Genomic DNA, 16,532 nt, shown 5'->3' with positions numbered 1-16,532 from the left:
GGGTGTGAAACCCCCAGCTAATCGGATTTGGCGCAGCCAAATTCGATCCTAATAAGAATAGGCCGCGTAAATCCTGCTCAGGTCGCCGCCCCAGTCCCCGTTGTAGTCGTCCAGCAATTCGTCCGCCGGTGTCTTGCCGGTCTCGATGCTTTCCTTCAACGCGTTCAGAAAATGGGTCTCATCAGGCACCAAGCCGCCCGCACCGGGCATCGCGCGGTTCTTGAGGCCCGTTTCGGCAATCGCCACAACCTCACGGGCGATGTCGTGCATGGACTGTCCGCCGACCTGCGCCTGCAACCCATCGACGGAGGCCGCCACGCGCCACGCCTCGCGTGTCTCCGCATCCCAATTGCGGCACAGGTCCCAAGCGGCATCCAAAGCCTCTTGGTCATAGGTCAGACCGACCCAAAACGCGGGCAACGCGCACAACCGCCGCCATGGCCCGCCATCGGCCCCGCGCATTTCGATGAATTTCTTCAACCGCGCCTCGGGGAATGCTGTCGTCAGATGGTCCGCCCAGTCCGACAGGGTCGGCGTTTCACCGGGCAGGGCAGGCAGTTCGCCGCGCAGAAAATCGCGGAACGACTGACCTAGAGCATCTACGTATTCCCCATCGCGGTAGACAAAATACATCGGCACATCGAGGGCGTAGTCCACCCAGCGTTCAAACCCGAACCCGTCCTCAAACACAAAGGGCAACATGCCTGTGCGCGCATCATCCAGATGCCGCCACACGCGGCTGCGCCAGGATTTGTGGCCATTGGGTTTGCCCTCCCAGAACGGCGAATTGGCAAAGAGGGCTGTTGCCACGGGCTGCAACGCCAGCGCCACGCGCATCTTTTGCACCATGTCGGCCTCGGACGAAAAATCGAGGTTCACCTGAACCGTACAGGTCCGCCGCATCATCATTTTGCCGCTGGTGCCGACCTTGTCCATATAGGCATCCATCAGCTTGTAGCGGCCTTTGGGCATGAGGGGCATTTCGTCGTGGGACCATTCGGGGGCCGCGCCCAGCCCGATGAAACCCACACCGATTTCATCAGCGATGGATTTGACCTCAGCCAGATGGGAGTTCACCTCGTCGCAGGTCTGGTGGATCGTCTCGACGGGCGCGCCTGACAACTCCAACGCGCCGCCGGGTTCAAGCGATACATTCGCGCCGTTTTTTTCCAAACCAATGAGGAACCCGCCTTCGGTGACGGGTGCCCAGCCGTAGCGGTCGCGCAGGCCGGACAACACCGCCTCGATTGACCGCTCGCCTGAAAAGGGCAGCGGTTTGTGGGTGTCGGTGCAATAGCCGAATTTCTCGTGTTCGGTGCCGATGCGCCAATCCTGCTTGGGCTTGCAGCCCTCGGCCAGATATTCGGCAAGCTGTTCGTGACGTTCAATCGGACCGCCGCCGGACTGTGGAATGGACATGTTGGGCGCTCCTGAACTTGGGCCGTTTTCCGCGTTGGGACCTCACCGTTGGCCCCTGTGGGCGGCGGTGTCAATGCACCTGTTTGTAAGGTCTGTGACCGGGTGCCATCCAGACTGTCATGCGCGCAGGCTTTGTGCGCTGAAGAACCGACAGCATGTGTTGGGTTGAAAGGCCGGGCAGGGCGGTGAAGGCATCGAACAAGACCTCTACGCCTTTGGCATCGGTTGGGATGTCGATGTAATGCCCGTCCGCATTTATCAGCCGCCACGCCGGTGCCGGTGTCACATCAAGTTGCACCATCAGATCAAGGTCCGCGACGCCGCCATCCTCGGGCCCCAAATAGGTCACGCGCCGTTCATCCAGAACGACCACGCCCGGCCCGTCGCTGTCCCCGCGAAACCGCACCTTTTGGGCCGCAGCGATCCCCAGCATCACCGCCACCGCCGCCACGCCATAGCCCAGCCATTGCATGACGCCAAAAGACGCGGACCCCCACCACAGACCAAGCCCCGCCACTCCGGCGGCAAACAGAACCTCCCGCCATTTCCAGGCGAGCGTTTTGACTTCCGCGCGGATCATGCCAGCACCTGTGGATGTTCAAAAAAGATCAGGGAAAAGCGGCCAATCGGCCGAAAGCCCACCGCGCGATAGGCCGCGATGGCGCTCGGGTCGGTGGCAAAAAGAATGCTGCGATTGGCGCCGTCCTTACGCGCCTCTTGCAAGTGCAACGCCACCGCGCGGCGCGCATGACCTTTTCCGCGATGTTCCGGGGGCGTGTAGACGGGGCCCACCTGTACGATATCATCCACCACAGCGTTAAAGCCCGTCAGACACAGGGGCGTTTCACCCTCTGCCAATATCCGGCGGCTGCCTGCGGCCAAAGCGGCGTCAAATTCGCGGTCCACCCGTGCCTCGGCGTCCGCGCGGGTCAAACCAAGGGTGTTCACATCATAGTCCAGCATCCAGTCGCGCAACACAGGCCGGTCGGCCTCGACCACCCTGCGCAGGTGGCCCGGTCCATCCGGCATCGTGGCCTTGTCCAATGCTAGGGAAAACAACGTTTCCTCAGAATTCAAAGACGTATCCGCCGCGTCCAGTCCCGCCGCATGGCGCAGCTGCGCGATTTGTCCGCTTTCCCCGATCAGCCGCGTCACGCTGCGGTCGACCAGCGCCAGCGGTTCCGACCAATCGCCGGCGTCCGGCCATTGCACCATGATCGCGCCGTTGGTCGCCAGCGCGAAGACGCCGCTTATGGGTGATCCCGTGACCCAATAGCGCATGGCATAGTCGTGATCGGCACCCGCTGGGCCAAAGCGGCGCAGGTTGGACACCAGAAACATCGAAGTTTCCAGATGCGCCTGAAGGAAGTCTTCCATTTGCGGCACATCGTCGTCGGTGGCGGCACGCCACCTCACGTCCAGTCCCCCAGCCGCGATTGCCACAGCGTCAGGGCTGCAATCGCGGCCGTTTCCGCGCGCAAGATGCGCGGGCCGAGCGATACCGGCGTCGCCACCTCACGCAGGCGTGCGCGTTCGGTGTCGGAAAACCCGCCTTCGGGTCCGATGAAGACGGCCCACGGGTGGGTGGTATTCGGGGGGGGAGTGTCGGGCAGGGAGGTGGCAGCACCGGCGGCGGCCTCGTCACAGAACATGATCTGGCGGGTGGGGTCCCAGCCGTCCATGAGGGGTTTGAATTTGGTGACTTCGGTAACCTCAGGCACCACCAAGGCCTCACATTGCTCCGCTGCTTCTACGGCGGTGGCCTGCAATTTATCGACACGGACGCGCTTGGCGTCTTGGGTGAACTCCGTCTGCATCAGCACGATCCGTGCGGCCCCCAGTTCCACGGCCTTTTCCACCAGAAACGACAGCCGTTCACGGCGGATCGGCGCACAGACCAGCCACAGATCCGGCGGGGCGGTTTGCGGGCGGGTCTGGTCTGCGCAGGTCAGGACGCCGCCTTTCTTGCCAGCCTCACTGACTTGCGCGTGCCATTCGCCATCGCGCCCGTTGAACAACGCCACTGCGTCGCCCAGCCCCAGCCGCATGACCCCGAACAGATAATGCGCCTGATCCCGCGTCAGGCTGACCCTTTGCGCCGCCCGCAAAGGATGATCTACATAGAGCCGAATGTGATTGTTTTTCCGTGCCATGCGAGGACCATATGACCCATCAAGACGGGACACCAGAGGGGCCGATTGCCGATGCCGTGACCGGCAATTGGGTCGACACATGGGCGCCCCCGCGCACGCGGCCGTTTCTGAGGCTGTCCCGTGCGGACAGGCCCATCGGCACGTGGTTGTTGTTGCTGCCCTGCTGGTGGTCACTGCTGCTGGCGATGCTGCACACAGGCAGCGCCAGCCTTTATGATGCATGGATCGCGCTGGGCTGTGCGTTGGGCGCGTTCCTCATGCGCGGAGCGGGGTGCACGTGGAACGACATCACCGACCGGCATATCGACGGATCGGTTGAGCGCACGGCGCTGCGGCCCATTCCGTCTGGGCAAGTGGGCGTGCGGGCCGCGCTGATCTGGATGGCGTCGCAATCGCTGGTGGCTCTGTTGATCCTGCTGACATTTCCGCCCAATGCGGTTCTGCTGGGCTTTGCGTCGCTGATCCCCGTCGCCATTTACCCCTTCGCGAAACGGTTCACGTGGTGGCCGCAGGTGTTTCTGGGCCTTGCTTTCAACTGGGGGGCATTGCTGGCATGGACAGCGCACACCGGCACGTTGGAATGGCCGGCCTTTGTCCTTTATCTGGCAGGCATCGCGTGGACGCTTTTCTACGATACGATCTACGCCCATCAGGACGCTGAAGATGACGCGCTGATCGGGGTGAAATCCACGGCGCGGCTGTTTGGGGATGCGACCCGCAAATGGCTGCGGCTGTTTTTGATGAACACGATCATCCTTCTGGGCCTTGCTATCATTTGGGCCGCACAGGATGCGTCCATTCTGGCTCTGGTGGTGGCGCTGGGCGGGCCGTGGGCCATGGGCTGGCATCTGGCATGGCAGCTGCGCACGTTTGACGCGGACGACGGCCCCCACCTGCTGCGCCTGTTCCGGTCCAACCGCGACGCGGGCCTGATCCCCGTGCCGTTTTTCGCCGTCGCCCTTTTGCTATGATTGAACCCAAGGCCCGAACCGCCTAAACGACACTTCACAGGTTTCAAAGGATCCGCCATGCGGCTGTCAGAACTTTTTGTGCGCCTTGCCGCCTTTGCCATCGCAGCCGTGATCTGCGTCGTAGGTGCGCGCTTTGCTGTGGCCACGGTGGAAACACGGTCTGTCGATGCCGTGCAGATCGCCTTGCAGGAAAACGGCCACGACTTCGCGACCGTGCTGGGCGACGGCTTGCAGGTGATCCTGGAGGGGGAGGCCCCGACCGAAGCCAACCGGTTCCGCGCCATCTCCACCGCGGGGTCCATGGTCGACGCCAGCCGCGTGATCGACAACATGACCGTCAAAGCCTCCGAGGCGTTGCAGGCGCCCGAATTCTCCATGGAGATTTTGCGCAACGACAGCGGCGTGTCCCTTATCGGGCTGATCCCTGCCGCCACCGATCGTGAGGCGCTGACCGCACGGTTTGCAGGTCTTGCAGGCCGCGACGGCAACTTCGCGGATTTCCTTGAGACGGCGGATTACGAAACTCCGCTGGGCTGGAACGACTCCGTGGATTTCGCCCTGCGCGCCTTGCGCCAGTTGCCGCGTTCGAAGATTTCCGTGCGTGCGGGACGCGTGTCGGTTGAGGCGATCTCGGATTCGCCCGAGGAAAAGGCCGCCTTCGAAAACGAACTGCGCCGCATCACCCCGCAAGGCCAGCTGGTGACGCTGAACATCATGGCCCCCCGTCAGGTCGTGTCGCCCTTTGTGACACGCTTTATCAAGGATGCTGACGGGGCGCGCTTTGACAGTTGCGTGGCCGATACGCCCGCCGCCGAACGTCGCATCGTGACAGCGGCCCAGGCGGCCGGGATCGAAGGCCGTGTCGGCTGCACTGTCGCTTTGGGTGCGCCCACCGCGCGCTGGGCCGATGCGGTGACCATGGCGCTTGAGGCTGTGGATGAACTCGGTGGTGGCACGGTCACGATCTCGGACACGGAGGTGACACTGGTCGGCCAGCAGGGTGCGGTTCAGGGCCTGTTCGACCGTGTCGCAGGCGAGCTTGAGAATACCTTGCCCGAGGCTTTTGCACTTGAGGCGATCCTGCCCGAGGCCCCCGTTCAGGGGCAGGACGGGCCGCCACAGTTTGTCGCCACCCTCAGCCCCGAAGGGCTGGTGCAGTTGCGCGGCCGCGTGTCTGATGAATTGCTCAACACCACGGCAGAAAACTTTGCCCGTGCGAAATTCGGATCCAACGATATCTCCATGGCGACCCGTGTCTCGGACGGTCTGCCCGGCACATGGCCGGTGCGCGTTCTGGCCGGGGTCGAAGCGCTGTCGTCGCTGTCCAACGGGTCGGTGACGGTGCAGCCCGATACGATTGTCGTGCGCGGCAATTCAGGTGTGGAAGACGCCAACGGAATCATCAGCCGTCTTCTGGTCGACAAGCTGGGCAGTTCCGCCGAATTCGAGGTAAACGTGACCTATGTGGAGGCCCTCGATCCGATCGCGGCCCTCCCGACCGAGGAAGAATGCCTTGACCAGATCACCGCCGTCACCGCCGCACGCAAGATCACCTTCGACCCCGGTTCCGCGAATATCGCAGGCGAAGGTGCCAGCATCATCGACGACATCGCCGACATTCTGCGCCGGTGTTCCGATCTTCGGCTTGAAATCGCGGGCTACACCGACAGTCAGGGCTCCGAAGGGGGCAATCAGCGCCTCAGCCAGCAGCGTGCCGATGCGGTTCTCGATGCGCTGCGCGTGCGCCGCGTGCCGGTGTCCAGCTTCCGGTCCGTCGGCTACGGCGAGGAAAACCCGATTGCCGACAATGAAACCGAAGCAGGCCGTGAGGCGAACCGACGGATTGAGTTTACATTGATCGTGCCGGAAAGTACCGAAGAACCCACAGCGCTTGAGCAGATCGAAGCAGAAGCCGCCGCTGCAGAACAGACCGGGGACGAGGCCACCGAATGAACAGAACCGAATTCATCGTCGCCACAGCGATCATCCTGTTTGTCGCGTTTTCGCTGGGCTGGTTTGCCTCTTGGCTGATCAACCGCTTCACCCGCGTGTCCAAAGCCGAAGTGGGCGAATTGGACCGTATGGCGCAGGCTTTGCATGAAGCCGAGGAAACCCGCGATCAGGCGATCACCTATCTGCAACAACGTGAGGCGGAAATCACCAACCAGCTGAGCCAGACCGAGGCTGAACTGCGCGCCGCCATGGACGGCCTGCGCGATGCCCGCACCGAGGCCGAACATCTGCGCGGCCAGCTACAAGGCTAGGACCTCATCAACCCCATCCGTCAGCGATCCGGACCCCTGTCGTGCGAATTGCTACGCCCTACCGAAGGCTTTCGATATGATCAAATATACCCTCGTCACTCTTGCGGTTTGTCTGGTTCCGGTAATGGCGTTTGCCCATTCCAAAACCGACGCCACAACGCCCGCAGACGGTGCCCAGGTCACGGAGGTGCCCGAGGTGTCCATGCGGTTCGACGATCCCGTGCGCGTCATCACCGTGACCCTCACATCGGATGCTGGCGAAATAGGAATTGACCGCGAAACCGGCATGGATGCGGTGACGGAATTCCGCGCCCTGCCCACACAGGCGCTTGCACCCGGAAGCTACCGGTTTGACTGGCGCGGCATGGCCGCCGACGGGCATCCGATGCAGGGCAGTTTCTCGTTTGTGATTGTTGAATGACCGGACTGGCCCCTGTTGACGGGGCAGCGTTGCTTGCCGTTGTCGTCAAGGCAATGGGGTATGGTGCTGCCTTGCTGGCTATGGGCGGTGTCCTGTTTGTGTTTGTCTTCGCACGTCGGGCCGCACCTGAAGTGGTGCGCGTGGCGCAGCGTCTTGCTGTCGCGGCAGCGCTGATTGGGCTGGTCATACTCGCAGCGCGGTTCGGCATCAGGGCGGCCCGCATTTCAGGCATGGGGGTCGACGGTGCGTTGGATCCGGTGATGCTGGGCTTTGTCTGGGACAGCCCGCTGGGCACGGCTGCTGTGTGGCGTGGCGCCGGTGAACTGGCCATTCTGGCGCTTTTGGTGCCGCGTTGGGGGCGTTGGATTGCCTTGGCGGGATGTTGTGCCGTGGCTGTGTCCTACACACAGGTGGGCCATTCATTGGGCGCACCCCGCGGCGCCTTGGCGGGTCTTGTTGGTGTGCACCTTCTGGCGGCGGCCCTTTGGGTCGGAGCCTTGATGCCCCTCAGGCGCGCGGCGTCCACCCCTCATGGCGCGGACTTGTTGCACAATTTCGGCACCGTGGCTGCCTACGGTGTTGCCGTGCTGGTTGTTGCAGGGGTGGCCCTTGCGTGGCTGCTGTCCGGTTCGCTGTCTGCTTTGTTCGGGACGGCCTATGGGGCTGGTCTTTTGTTGAAGGTGGCGGGAGTTTCGGTGCTTTTGGGCTTTGCAGCTCTCAACAAGCTGCGGCTGGTGCCTGCCTTGCGGGCAGGGACAGCGGAGGCCGGTCCGGCCTTGAAAAGGTCGATCCTCGCCGAGGCAGTGGCCGTCGCCGTCATCTTGCTGGCGACAGCGGCCCTGACAGTGCTGACCACACCGCCGGTCAACCTTTGACAGTCTAGCCGCGCGCCTTGTCCAACAGGTCCAGAAGTTCCGTGAACTTGGCCCGTTGGTCCTGCGGATCACCCGACGCAAGCGCGTCTTCGATGCAATGGGCGGCATGGTCGTCGATCACCAGCTTCTCGACACCTTTCAGTGCTGCACGAGCAGCGGCAATCTGCGTCAGGACATCAACGCAATACCGATCGTCCTCAATCATCTTGGCAATGCCGCGCACCTGCCCTTCAAGGCGTTTGAGGCGGTTCAGGGCGGCGTCGCGGTTCTTGTGCATCCTTTCTTGTGGCACGTGCGTTATGGGCAAGTCGAGGGGGGATGGAACTAAACGGATGACGGTTGTATTTATACCCTATAGGGGTATAGAGGTGTGTGGCCTCAAATACCCCGCCACCGATGACACAAACAGGATAGACAGCAAATGCCACAGCAAACCCGTGATGTCGCCGATGTCGAGACCGCCCCGGCACAGGCCGCGACCGGAAAGACAGCCGTTCTTTACCGGATGGCCCTGCCGGACCATTTGTGCCCCTCCGGTCAAAAGGCGCGCTGGCTGCTGGACCGCGAAGGGTACGAGGTGGACGACCGGCTGTTTCGCACGCGGGCCGAAGTGGACGCCTTCAAGGCCGAACACGGTGTGAAAACCACCCCTCAAGCCTGGATCGAAGGCGAACGGGTGGGCGGCTACACCGACCTGCGCGAAAAGCTGACCGGATGGGACCCGAAGGCCAAAACCTATCGTCCTGTCCTCTATCTCTTTGCGGTTGCCGCATTGACGGCTGTGGCCCTGTCCATCGGGTTTCTGGGGGCCATCACGTGGCAAACGCTGGGCTGGTTTATCTCCGTTTCGATGATCCTGTTGGGGATGCAGAAGTTGCGCGATGTTGAAGGGTTCAGCACCATGTTCCTGAACTATGATTTGCTGGCCCGTAAATGGGTGCCCTACGGCTATATCTATCCCTTTGTCGAAACCGGAGCGGGCATCCTGATGACCGGCATGATCCTGACATGGCTGGCCGCCCCTGCGGCTTTGTTCATCGCGACCATCGGTGCCATCAGCGTCTTCAAAGCGGTCTATATAGACAAACGGGAGTTGAAATGTGCCTGCGTGGGCGGCAATTCAAACGTTCCGCTGGGGTTCGTCAGCTTGACCGAAAACCTGATGATGATCGCCATGGCCGTCGTCATGTTGTGGCTGATGATCTAGCCCCGTCGCGGCTGCGGCCTCGCGGGCCAGTTGATCTAGTCGTCCGCGATCAGCGCCCGAAGGATCGCCTTGGCGTTGTCGCTGGCCCAGTCCGCATCGCCAATCAGCCGTGCGACCTCATACCCTTGCGGATCAAGGACCAAGGTCACCGGCAGGCCCACGACACCGAAATCCCGCGCCAGCGCGGAATTCGGATCGGTGTGCAGCGGCAGGTTGTCGACGCCGATCTCCGCCAGAAACCTCTCCATCGCGGGGCGCTGGTTCAGGCCGGTTGCCACGGTCACAACCTCAAAATCATCGCTGCCCAGTTCCGCCTGCACCTGCGACAGATGCGGCATTTCCTTGCGGCAGGGCGCACACCATGTGGCCCAGAAATTCAACAGCACATGTTTGCCTTCGAACGCGGCCAGCGTCATATCCGACCCGTCCTCGTTCACAAACACCACGTCCGATCCGCGATCGACGCCGAACTGCAGCTTTTGCATGTCGCCTTCGCGCATCGCTTCGACGGTGGCAAAATCCACCTCCGGCAGGCCGGGGGTTCCCTCGGTCTCGCTCGCTAGGTATAGCCCACCGGCAACACCGATGACGGCGGCAGCGGCAAGGATCAGCTGTTTTCTCATTCGGGTCACCCGTGCTTAAGGACGCTATTCATGTCGGACAAAACATCCTCGAATGCAATGTGGGGCGGACGGTTCGCCGCAGGGCCGGACGCGATCATGGAGGCGATCAATGCCTCCATCGGGTTTGACCGCCGCTTGGCACCCCAAGACATCGCAGGCTCCCGCGCCCATGCCGCCATGTTGGCCGCCACTGGTATCATCACCAATGACGATGCCGACGCCATAAGGGAAGGCCTCCTCACGGTGTTGTCAGAAATCGAGGGCGGGACGTTCCCTTATCGGGTGGAGCTGGAAGACATCCACATGAACGTCGAAGCCCGCCTGAAAGAGATCGTGGGCGAACCCGCAGGCCGTCTGCACACGGGCCGGTCGCGCAACGATCAGGTGGCCGTCGATTTTCGCCTGTGGGTCCGCGACCAGTGCGATGCCGCGATGGAGGCTTTGGTGGCACTGCAAAAGGCGCTGCTCGGGCAGGCCGAGGAGGGCGCCGATTGGGTCATGCCCGGCTTTACCCATCTGCAAGTGGCCCAACCGGTGACATGGGGCCACCACATGATGGCCTATGTGGAAATGTTCGCCCGCGACCGTGCGCGGTTTGCGGATGCGCGCGCCCGTATGAATGAAAGCCCCTTGGGGGCCGCAGCATTGGCGGGCACATCCTTTCCACTGGATCGTCAGATGACGGCCGAGGCGCTGGGTTTTGACCGGCCCATGGCCAATTCCTTGGACGCTGTCGCGGCCCGTGATTTCGCGTTGGAATTCCTGTCCGCTGCCTCCATCTGCGCCATGCACCTGAGCCGTCTGGCCGAAGAACTGGTGATCTGGTCCTCGGCCCAGTTCCGGTTCGTGTCCATGTCGGACCGGTGGTCCACGGGTTCTTCCATCATGCCGCAAAAGCGTAACCCCGACGCGGCAGAGTTGTTGCGCGCCAAGATCGGGCGGATTTTCGGGGCCAATGTGGCGCTGATGACGGTGATGAAGGGCCTGCCGCTGACCTATTCAAAGGACATGCAGGAAGACAAGGAACAGGTGTTTGACGCCGCCGACAACCTGATGTTGGGGCTGGCCGCGATGACCGGCATGGTCGGTGACATGAAAGGTCGGCCTGACGATTTGCGTGTCGCTGCGGCCATGGGCTTTTCCACCGCGACAGACCTTGCCGATTGGCTGGTGCGCGCCTTGGGCCTGCCGTTCCGCGATGCGCACCATGTCACCGGTTCGCTGGTGGCCATGGCCGAAGACAAGGGCATAGACCTGCCGGATCTGACGTTGTCGGACATGCAATCGGTCCATGGCGACATCACGGATGCGGTGTTTGAAGTGCTGGGAGTGGACAACTCCGTGCGCAGCCGTACATCCTACGGGGGCACCGCGCCCGACAACGTGCGCGCCCAGATCAGCCGCTGGAAAGAGGTTTTGTCATGAGAATTGTTATTGCATTGATCACCTTAAGCATCGTCGCCGCCTGCGGCGCCGACGATCCGCCGTTCCGCCCAACAGGCAATGTGGGTGTTTCGGTCGGGCCCAATGGCGTGACGCCCAACGTGGGCGTGGGGGCCACCAACGGCACCTTTAACGTGGGCCTGTCCCTTTGATGAGATGGGTGTTCGCGGCGCTGGCCGTCTGGGGCACGATCCACCCGATGTCCTACTTTATCGCGTGGTTTCAGGCGAATACGTGGGACATCATGGCGATGGTCGATGCGTGGCACGCCAATGATGCGTCCTCGGGTCTGGTTTGGGATCTGACGGTGGCCGCTGTCGCCCTGACGGTCTGGGTTATTTACGAAGCCGTTCAGACCCGCCAATGGGTGCGGCTGGTTACGATTCCCGCGACCTTCGGAATCGGGGTCAGTTGCGGGCTGCCCTTGTATATTTTTATCCGCATGTCACAGGCGCGTGCCGCGGGCGGGTGACCAAAATTCTGCGAATTTTGGTGCCTCCGGCGGGAGTTTTTTGGGCCAGATGAAGGTTGGACCGCGCGCCTGATCTGCTAGGTCTGCGTGCGACGCGAATCTATCGAGGTGCAGACGTGGATCATTTTCTCTATCGGGACGGTCAGTTGATGGCCGAGGATGTGGCGATTGCGCAGATCGCGGCCGAGGTCGGCACGCCGTTCTATGTCTATTCCTCCGCCACCTTGTTGCGACATTTCAAGCTGTTTGATGAAGCGCTGTCCTGGACCGATCATCTTGTGTGTTTCGCGATGAAATCGCTCTCCAATCAGGCGGTGTTGAAGCTGCTGGGCGATGCAGGGGCCGGCATGGATGTGGTATCTGGCGGCGAATATCGCCGCGCGCGGGCCGCAGGCATTCCCGGCGACCGGATCGTCTTTTCCGGTATCGGTAAAACGCGCGAGGAAATGCGCACGGCGCTTGAGGGCGGAATCCGTCAGTTTAACGTCGAATCCGAGCCCGAGATGGAAGCCCTGTCCGACGTGGCCGTGTCCTTGGGCATGCAGGCGCCGATCACCGTGCGCGTAAACCCGGATGTGGACGCCAAGACCCACGCGAAGATTTCCACGGGCAAAAAGGAAGACAAATTCGGCATCCCGATTTCGCGCGCCCGTGAGGTCTATGCCATGGCCGCCGCCCTTCCGGGGCTCAAGGTGATTGGTATTGATGTGCATATCGGCAGCCAGTTGACCGCGTTGGAACCTTTCCGTCTGGCCTATCGCAAGGTGGCCGAGTTGACCGAACAGCTGCGTGCCGATGGGCATGAGATTACGCGCCTTGATCTGGGGGGCGGTCTGGGCATTCCTTATGCCCGCGACAATTCCGCCCCGCCTTTGCCCACCGACTACGGTGCCATGGTGCAAGAAGAGGTCGGCCATCTGGGCTGCGAGATCGAGATTGAACCGGGCCGCTTGATTTCGGGCAATGCGGGCCTTCTGGTGGCGGGGGTCATCTATGTGAAATCCGGCGAAGGCCGCAAATTTCTGATCCTCGATGCCGCCATGAACGACCTGATCCGTCCCGCGATGTATGAGGCGTGGCACGATATCATCCCTGTCGTTGAACCCGCGCCGGGCCATGATTTCACGCCTTATGACATCGTCGGACCTGTCTGCGAATCCGGCGATACCTTTGCCAAGGAACGCCTGATGCCCACGCTGTCTGCCGCTGATCTGGTCGCCTTCCGCTCTGCCGGGGCCTATGGCGCGGTGATGTCGAGCGAATATAACTCCCGCCCCCTGATCCCCGAAGTTTTAGTGCAGGGAGATCAATTCGCGGTTATCCGCCGACGTCCCACCTTTGACGAGATGATCAATCGAGATACCATACCTGAGTGGCTATGATCGTTCCGGCATCGCCAAATCAGCAGGAGAGGGCACCTGACCCCTGATTATCCCGTTCCACGGCACCTGAAACGGCCTGTCGCGCTGACCCGCGCGGGCCTTGTGGCTGAACGCGTGACGCAGGCGTTCTGGCCGGTCTGGACGGTGGTGTTTCTGGCCATCGCACCGCTGATGATGGGCTGGCACGAGCGCGCCCCGCTTGAGGTTTTGTGGGTCGGCGGCGTCATCGCGGTGCTGGCGCTCCTATATACGCTTTACCGTGGCTTCCGCGCGTATTCATGGCCCACGCGGGCCGAGGCTGTGGCCCGTGTCGATGCGCGCCTGCCGGGCCGTCCCATTGCCGCGCTGAACGACCAACAGGCCATCGGGGCGGGTGATCCCGCGTCAGAGGCGGTCTGGGCGGCCCATTTGGAGCGAATGGCCGCCAAGACACGTGAGGCCCGCGCGGTTGAACCTGATTTACGGGTGTCGTCCAAAGACCCCTACGGCGTACGCTATGTCGCGCTGCTCGTCATGGTCGTGGCTTTGCTGTTCGGGTCCATCTGGCGGGTTGGCACTGTGGGCGATGTGGCACAGGGCGTTGACCCCACCCTTGCCGCAGGTCCTGTATGGGAAGGCTGGATCGAACCGCCTGCCTACACCGGCAAGCCCACGCTTTATCTGGCCGACATCGTCGCCAACCGCGTGCAAATTCCCCAAGGTTCCTTTGTCACAATCCGCCTTTACGGCGATGTGGGTGATCTCACGGTGTCCGAAACCGTCTCCGGCCGGACAGAGGACATTCCCGCCGCCACCGATCTGCAACAGGGGTTTGCCGTCACGCAATCCGGCACCATCACCATTGACGGGGAAGGCGGGGCCAGTTGGACCATTCTGTTGCTGGAGGATGAGGCCCCCACCGTGGACCTGACCGCCCCGGTTGAGGCGGACGCCATGGGCGAAATGTCCCAACCCTTTGCCGCCACCGATGATTATGCCGTCGTCGCGGGCACCGCCACAATTGCGCTTGATCCATCGCGCGTGGATCGCCGCTACGGTTTGGCCGCCGATCCTGACCCGCGCGATCCGGTGGTCCTTGACCTGCCCATGCCCTTTTCCGGCGACCGTGCCGATTTCGAAGAGATGTTGATCGACGATTTCAGCGAGCATCCCTTCGCCAACCTGCCCGTCACCATTACGTTGCAGGTCGAGGACGCGTTAGGCCAGACCGGCGCCACCGATCCCGAACCGGTCATCCTGCCCGGACGGCGGTTTTTCCAGCCCATCGCGCGCGCGGTCATCGAACAGCGCCGCGACATCCTGTGGTCGAAATCCAACGCGCCCCGTGTGGCCCAAGTGCTGCGCGCGGTGTCCAACCGCCCCGATGACGTCTTTCCCGATGAAACCACATACCTGCGGCTGCGGTTCATCATCCGCCGGCTGGAAAACATCGAAGATGTCGGCCTGACCGATGAGGTCCGCGATGAGGTCGTGGACGCCATGTGGGAGCTTGCCGTCCAGCTTGAGGAAGGGTCGCTGGCCGATGCGCGCGCCCGTCTGGAACGTGCGCAGGAACGGCTGGAAGAAGCCATGCGCAATGGTGCCTCCGACGAGGAAATCGCAGAACTGATGCAGGAACTGCGTGAGGCGATGAATGATTACATGAACATGCTCGCCCAGAATGCAGAACCGCAGGACGGCACCGACCAGCCCCAAGGCGGCGAAAGCCAGACGATCACGCAGGACGAACTTCAGGCGCTTATGGATCGTATTCAGGAGTTGATGGAAGAAGGCCGCATGGCCGAAGCGATGGAGCTGATGGAACAGCTCAACGAGTTGATGGAAAACCTGCAAGTCACCCAAGGCGAGGGCGGCGAAGGCGGGCCGCAATCGCCCGGTGAACAAAGCATGGAAGACCTCGCTGAAACGTTGCGCGACCAGCAGCAGCTGTCGGATGAGGCGTTCCGCGAATTGCAGGAGCAGTTCAATCAGGGCCAGCAGGACGGCCAGCAGCAAGGTCAGCAACAGGGCCAACAGCCCGGCCAGCAGCAAGGCCAACAGCCGGGTCAGCAAGGCCAACAAGGTCAGGATGGGCAGCAGGGCCAAAGCGGCCAGCAGGGCCAGCAACAGGGTCAGGGCCAAGGTCAGGGGGACAACACCCAAGGCGGTCTGACCGGCGAGAATGGTCAGGCCGGCGAAGGGGGTGGCGGTGATGCGGGATCACTGGCCGAACGCCAGCAGGCGTTGCGTCAGGGTCTAAACCGGTTGCGCGATGGCCTGCCCGGTCTGACCGGCGATGCCGCCGACAACGCGGAGCGGTCGCTGGAACGCGCCGAGGGGGCCATGGACAACGCTGAAGACGCCCTGCGCGAAGGCGACTTGCCCGGTGCGATCGATCAACAGGCAGAAGCGCTTGATGCTTTGCGTGACGGGCTGCGCAACCTTGGACAGGCTTTGGCCGAAAATCAGACGAATGATGAACTGCGCGAAGGTCAGGGCACCCAGACGGGCAACGCCGAAGGCCGACCTGAGCCTGAACGCCGCGATCCACTGGGCCGTCAAATGGGCACGCAAGGCCAGTTCGGATCCGAGGAATCCATGCTTCAGGACGATCTGAACCGCCGCGCCGAGGAACTGTTGCGCGAGTTGCGGGACAGGTCGTCGGAACAGACCCGTCCTCAGGAAGAACTGGACTATCTGCGCCGGTTGCTTGACCGTTTCTGATCTCTAGCTGTCAGCCTCGCCGGAGGTCGCTTGTTCCACCAGAGTGCCGATCTGGGCATCCAGCCATAACCGCAGGCTGTCGACCCAATCGACATAGGCCGTCAATGCGGGTTCGGTCTGCGGAATGGCCGCTGAAATCTGTGGCGCGAACACATAGGCCGCCAGCGCGATCAGGGCGATCAGCACCATCACCATGAACCCGCGGCGGAACCCGCTTTTGGGCGGTGCGGTGTCGTCTTCGCTGGTCGATGATGCGGTGTTTTCGGAAGGCCGCAAGGTTGAATTGATTTCTTCGATGTCAGGCAGCAATTCGCGGCGCGGCGCATCGGTCTGCGTGGCCATTGTCGCGCCAACGGCGGCTGCGGTGGCGGCATTGGTGGTCGTGTCCTGCTCACCACGCAAACGGGCCAGCCGGTCGCGGGCTTCACGACTGCGGCGGTCCTCATCCGGATCATGGGACAAATCCATTTCCGGCTGGGTCTCGATCGGATCCGCTTCGGCAGCACGCGCGGCCTGTTCGAACTCCGCCTCCTGACGCAAGATATCCGCCACGCCGGGGTCGAGTTCTCGGCGCTGAGGTTCAGGCTGCGGCTCCGGCT

General features: G+C 62.3%; 18 protein-coding genes. 11 read left to right on the top strand and 7 right to left on the bottom strand.

All coding sequences use genetic code 11. From position 1 onward, the window contains the following. Positions 1-48 precede the first annotated feature (48 nt). The 4 genes from QZ653_RS00765 to QZ653_RS00750 form a co-directional block, all read right to left on the bottom strand. Positions 49-1,419: a glutamate--cysteine ligase gene (locus tag QZ653_RS00765; protein ID WP_296417043.1), complete on the bottom strand. Its 1,371-nt coding sequence runs from the start codon at positions 1,417-1,419 to the stop codon at positions 49-51. A gap of 70 nt (positions 1,420-1,489) precedes the next feature. Further along, on the bottom strand, positions 1,490-1,999 hold the full coding sequence (locus QZ653_RS00760) for a hypothetical protein (RefSeq protein ID WP_296417042.1): 510 nt from the start codon (positions 1,997-1,999) through the stop codon (positions 1,490-1,492). After that, positions 1,996-2,835 (bottom strand): GNAT family N-acetyltransferase, encoded by an 840-nt coding sequence (locus tag QZ653_RS00755; protein ID WP_296417040.1) that lies wholly within the window; start codon positions 2,833-2,835, stop codon positions 1,996-1,998. The genes QZ653_RS00760 and QZ653_RS00755 overlap by 4 nt, the downstream gene beginning before the upstream one ends. Beyond that, positions 2,832-3,572, bottom strand: a complete 741-nt coding sequence (locus QZ653_RS00750; protein ID WP_296417039.1) for a 16S rRNA (uracil(1498)-N(3))-methyltransferase — start codon at positions 3,570-3,572, stop codon at positions 2,832-2,834. The genes QZ653_RS00755 and QZ653_RS00750 overlap by 4 nt, the downstream gene beginning before the upstream one ends. 11 nt (positions 3,573-3,583) lie before the next feature. Here QZ653_RS00750 and ubiA point away from each other — a divergent pair, with 11 nt between their 5' ends. The 5 genes from ubiA (at position 3,584) to QZ653_RS00725 (ending at position 8,103) form a co-directional block, all read left to right on the top strand. Continuing rightward, positions 3,584-4,543 carry a 4-hydroxybenzoate octaprenyltransferase gene (ubiA, locus tag QZ653_RS00745; RefSeq protein WP_296417038.1) on the top strand — a complete coding sequence of 320 codons (960 nt, stop codon included), beginning with the start codon at positions 3,584-3,586 and terminating at the stop codon, positions 4,541-4,543. 57 nt (positions 4,544-4,600) lie between these two features. After that, entirely contained in the window at positions 4,601-6,496 is a 1,896-nt protein-coding gene (locus tag QZ653_RS00740; protein ID WP_296417037.1) for an OmpA family protein, read from the top strand. Further along, entirely contained in the window at positions 6,493-6,807 is a 315-nt protein-coding gene (locus QZ653_RS00735; RefSeq protein ID WP_296417036.1) for a hypothetical protein, read from the top strand. The genes QZ653_RS00740 and QZ653_RS00735 overlap by 4 nt, the downstream gene beginning before the upstream one ends. A 76-nt stretch (positions 6,808-6,883) precedes the next feature. Continuing rightward, positions 6,884-7,228, top strand: coding sequence for a copper resistance protein CopC (locus tag QZ653_RS00730; RefSeq protein ID WP_296417035.1), 345 nt, complete (start codon positions 6,884-6,886; stop codon positions 7,226-7,228). Then, positions 7,225-8,103, top strand: coding sequence for a copper resistance D family protein (locus QZ653_RS00725; RefSeq protein WP_296417033.1), 879 nt, complete (start codon positions 7,225-7,227; stop codon positions 8,101-8,103). Before QZ653_RS00730 ends, QZ653_RS00725 begins: the two co-directional genes overlap by 4 nt. A gap of 4 nt (positions 8,104-8,107) precedes the next feature. Here the strand turns inward: QZ653_RS00725 and QZ653_RS00720 are convergent, their stop codons facing one another. Next, a complete protein-coding gene (locus QZ653_RS00720; RefSeq protein ID WP_296417032.1) occupies positions 8,108-8,380 on the bottom strand; it encodes a metal-sensitive transcriptional regulator in 273 nt (90 codons plus the stop codon). 144 nt (positions 8,381-8,524) lie between these two features. Between QZ653_RS00720 and QZ653_RS00715 the strand changes: the two genes are divergently transcribed. After that, positions 8,525-9,310 carry a MauE/DoxX family redox-associated membrane protein gene (locus QZ653_RS00715; protein WP_296417030.1) on the top strand — a complete coding sequence of 262 codons (786 nt, stop codon included), beginning with the start codon at positions 8,525-8,527 and terminating at the stop codon, positions 9,308-9,310. 35 nt (positions 9,311-9,345) lie between these two features. Here QZ653_RS00715 and QZ653_RS00710 read toward each other — a convergent pair whose 3' ends face one another. Next, on the bottom strand, positions 9,346-9,933 hold the full coding sequence (locus QZ653_RS00710; RefSeq protein ID WP_296417028.1) for a TlpA disulfide reductase family protein: 588 nt from the start codon (positions 9,931-9,933) through the stop codon (positions 9,346-9,348). 30 nt (positions 9,934-9,963) lie between these two features. On the opposite strand from QZ653_RS00710, the gene argH reads away from it, so the two are divergent. From argH to QZ653_RS00685, 5 genes are all read left to right on the top strand, one after another. Continuing rightward, positions 9,964-11,358, top strand: coding sequence for an argininosuccinate lyase (gene argH, locus QZ653_RS00705; protein ID WP_296417027.1), 1,395 nt, complete (start codon positions 9,964-9,966; stop codon positions 11,356-11,358). After that, positions 11,355-11,528 (top strand): hypothetical protein, encoded by a 174-nt coding sequence (locus QZ653_RS00700; RefSeq protein WP_296417025.1) that lies wholly within the window; start codon positions 11,355-11,357, stop codon positions 11,526-11,528. Before argH ends, QZ653_RS00700 begins: the two co-directional genes overlap by 4 nt. Further along, the gene (locus tag QZ653_RS00695) at positions 11,528-11,848 is read left to right on the top strand and encodes a DUF2834 domain-containing protein (RefSeq protein WP_296417023.1); all 321 of its coding nucleotides are present in this window, start codon (positions 11,528-11,530) and stop codon (positions 11,846-11,848) included. The genes QZ653_RS00700 and QZ653_RS00695 overlap by 1 nt, the downstream gene beginning before the upstream one ends. A gap of 116 nt (positions 11,849-11,964) precedes the next feature. Continuing rightward, positions 11,965-13,230 carry a diaminopimelate decarboxylase gene (lysA, locus tag QZ653_RS00690; RefSeq protein WP_296417021.1) on the top strand — a complete coding sequence of 422 codons (1,266 nt, stop codon included), beginning with the start codon at positions 11,965-11,967 and terminating at the stop codon, positions 13,228-13,230. Positions 13,231-13,296: 66 nt separating this feature from the next. Then, the gene (locus QZ653_RS00685; protein WP_366933041.1) at positions 13,297-15,933 is read left to right on the top strand and encodes a DUF4175 domain-containing protein; all 2,637 of its coding nucleotides are present in this window, start codon (positions 13,297-13,299) and stop codon (positions 15,931-15,933) included. Between the two features lie 3 nt (positions 15,934-15,936). On the opposite strand, the gene QZ653_RS00680 is transcribed toward QZ653_RS00685, so the two are convergent. Beyond that, a partial coding sequence (locus tag QZ653_RS00680) for a thioredoxin (protein WP_296417018.1) occupies positions 15,937-16,532 on the bottom strand: 596 nt, incomplete at its 5' end.

Origin of the sequence: Pseudooctadecabacter sp. (assembly GCF_020627745.1) — a bacterium.
GTDB lineage: Bacteria > Pseudomonadota > Alphaproteobacteria > Rhodobacterales > Rhodobacteraceae > Octadecabacter.
The sequence above is the reverse complement of the archived record's forward strand: the minus strand, read 5'-3'. Positions and strand labels throughout refer to the sequence as shown.

Excerpts from the sequence above, each read along its gene's own strand:
- QZ653_RS00750 (WP_296417039.1), bottom strand. The coding sequence starts at position 3,572 with ATGGCACGGAAAAACAATCACATTCGGCTCTATGTAGATCATCCTTTG.
- ubiA (WP_296417038.1), top strand. The coding sequence starts at position 3,584 with ATGACCCATCAAGACGGGACACCAGAGGGGCCGATTGCCGATGCCGTG.
- QZ653_RS00740 (WP_296417037.1), top strand. The coding sequence starts at position 4,601 with ATGCGGCTGTCAGAACTTTTTGTGCGCCTTGCCGCCTTTGCCATCGCA.
- QZ653_RS00720 (WP_296417032.1), bottom strand. The coding sequence starts at position 8,380 with ATGCACAAGAACCGCGACGCCGCCCTGAACCGCCTCAAACGCCTTGAA.
- QZ653_RS00700 (WP_296417025.1), top strand. The coding sequence starts at position 11,355 with ATGAGAATTGTTATTGCATTGATCACCTTAAGCATCGTCGCCGCCTGC.
- QZ653_RS00730 (WP_296417035.1), top strand. The coding sequence starts at position 6,884 with ATGATCAAATATACCCTCGTCACTCTTGCGGTTTGTCTGGTTCCGGTA.
- QZ653_RS00715 (WP_296417030.1), top strand. The coding sequence starts at position 8,525 with ATGCCACAGCAAACCCGTGATGTCGCCGATGTCGAGACCGCCCCGGCA.
- argH (WP_296417027.1), top strand. The coding sequence starts at position 9,964 with ATGTCGGACAAAACATCCTCGAATGCAATGTGGGGCGGACGGTTCGCC.
- QZ653_RS00695 (WP_296417023.1), top strand. The coding sequence starts at position 11,528 with ATGAGATGGGTGTTCGCGGCGCTGGCCGTCTGGGGCACGATCCACCCG.
- QZ653_RS00765 (WP_296417043.1), bottom strand. The coding sequence starts at position 1,419 with ATGTCCATTCCACAGTCCGGCGGCGGTCCGATTGAACGTCACGAACAG.
- QZ653_RS00725 (WP_296417033.1), top strand. The coding sequence starts at position 7,225 with ATGACCGGACTGGCCCCTGTTGACGGGGCAGCGTTGCTTGCCGTTGTC.
- QZ653_RS00710 (WP_296417028.1), bottom strand. The coding sequence starts at position 9,933 with ATGAGAAAACAGCTGATCCTTGCCGCTGCCGCCGTCATCGGTGTTGCC.
- QZ653_RS00760 (WP_296417042.1), bottom strand. The coding sequence starts at position 1,999 with ATGATCCGCGCGGAAGTCAAAACGCTCGCCTGGAAATGGCGGGAGGTT.
- QZ653_RS00735 (WP_296417036.1), top strand. The coding sequence starts at position 6,493 with ATGAACAGAACCGAATTCATCGTCGCCACAGCGATCATCCTGTTTGTC.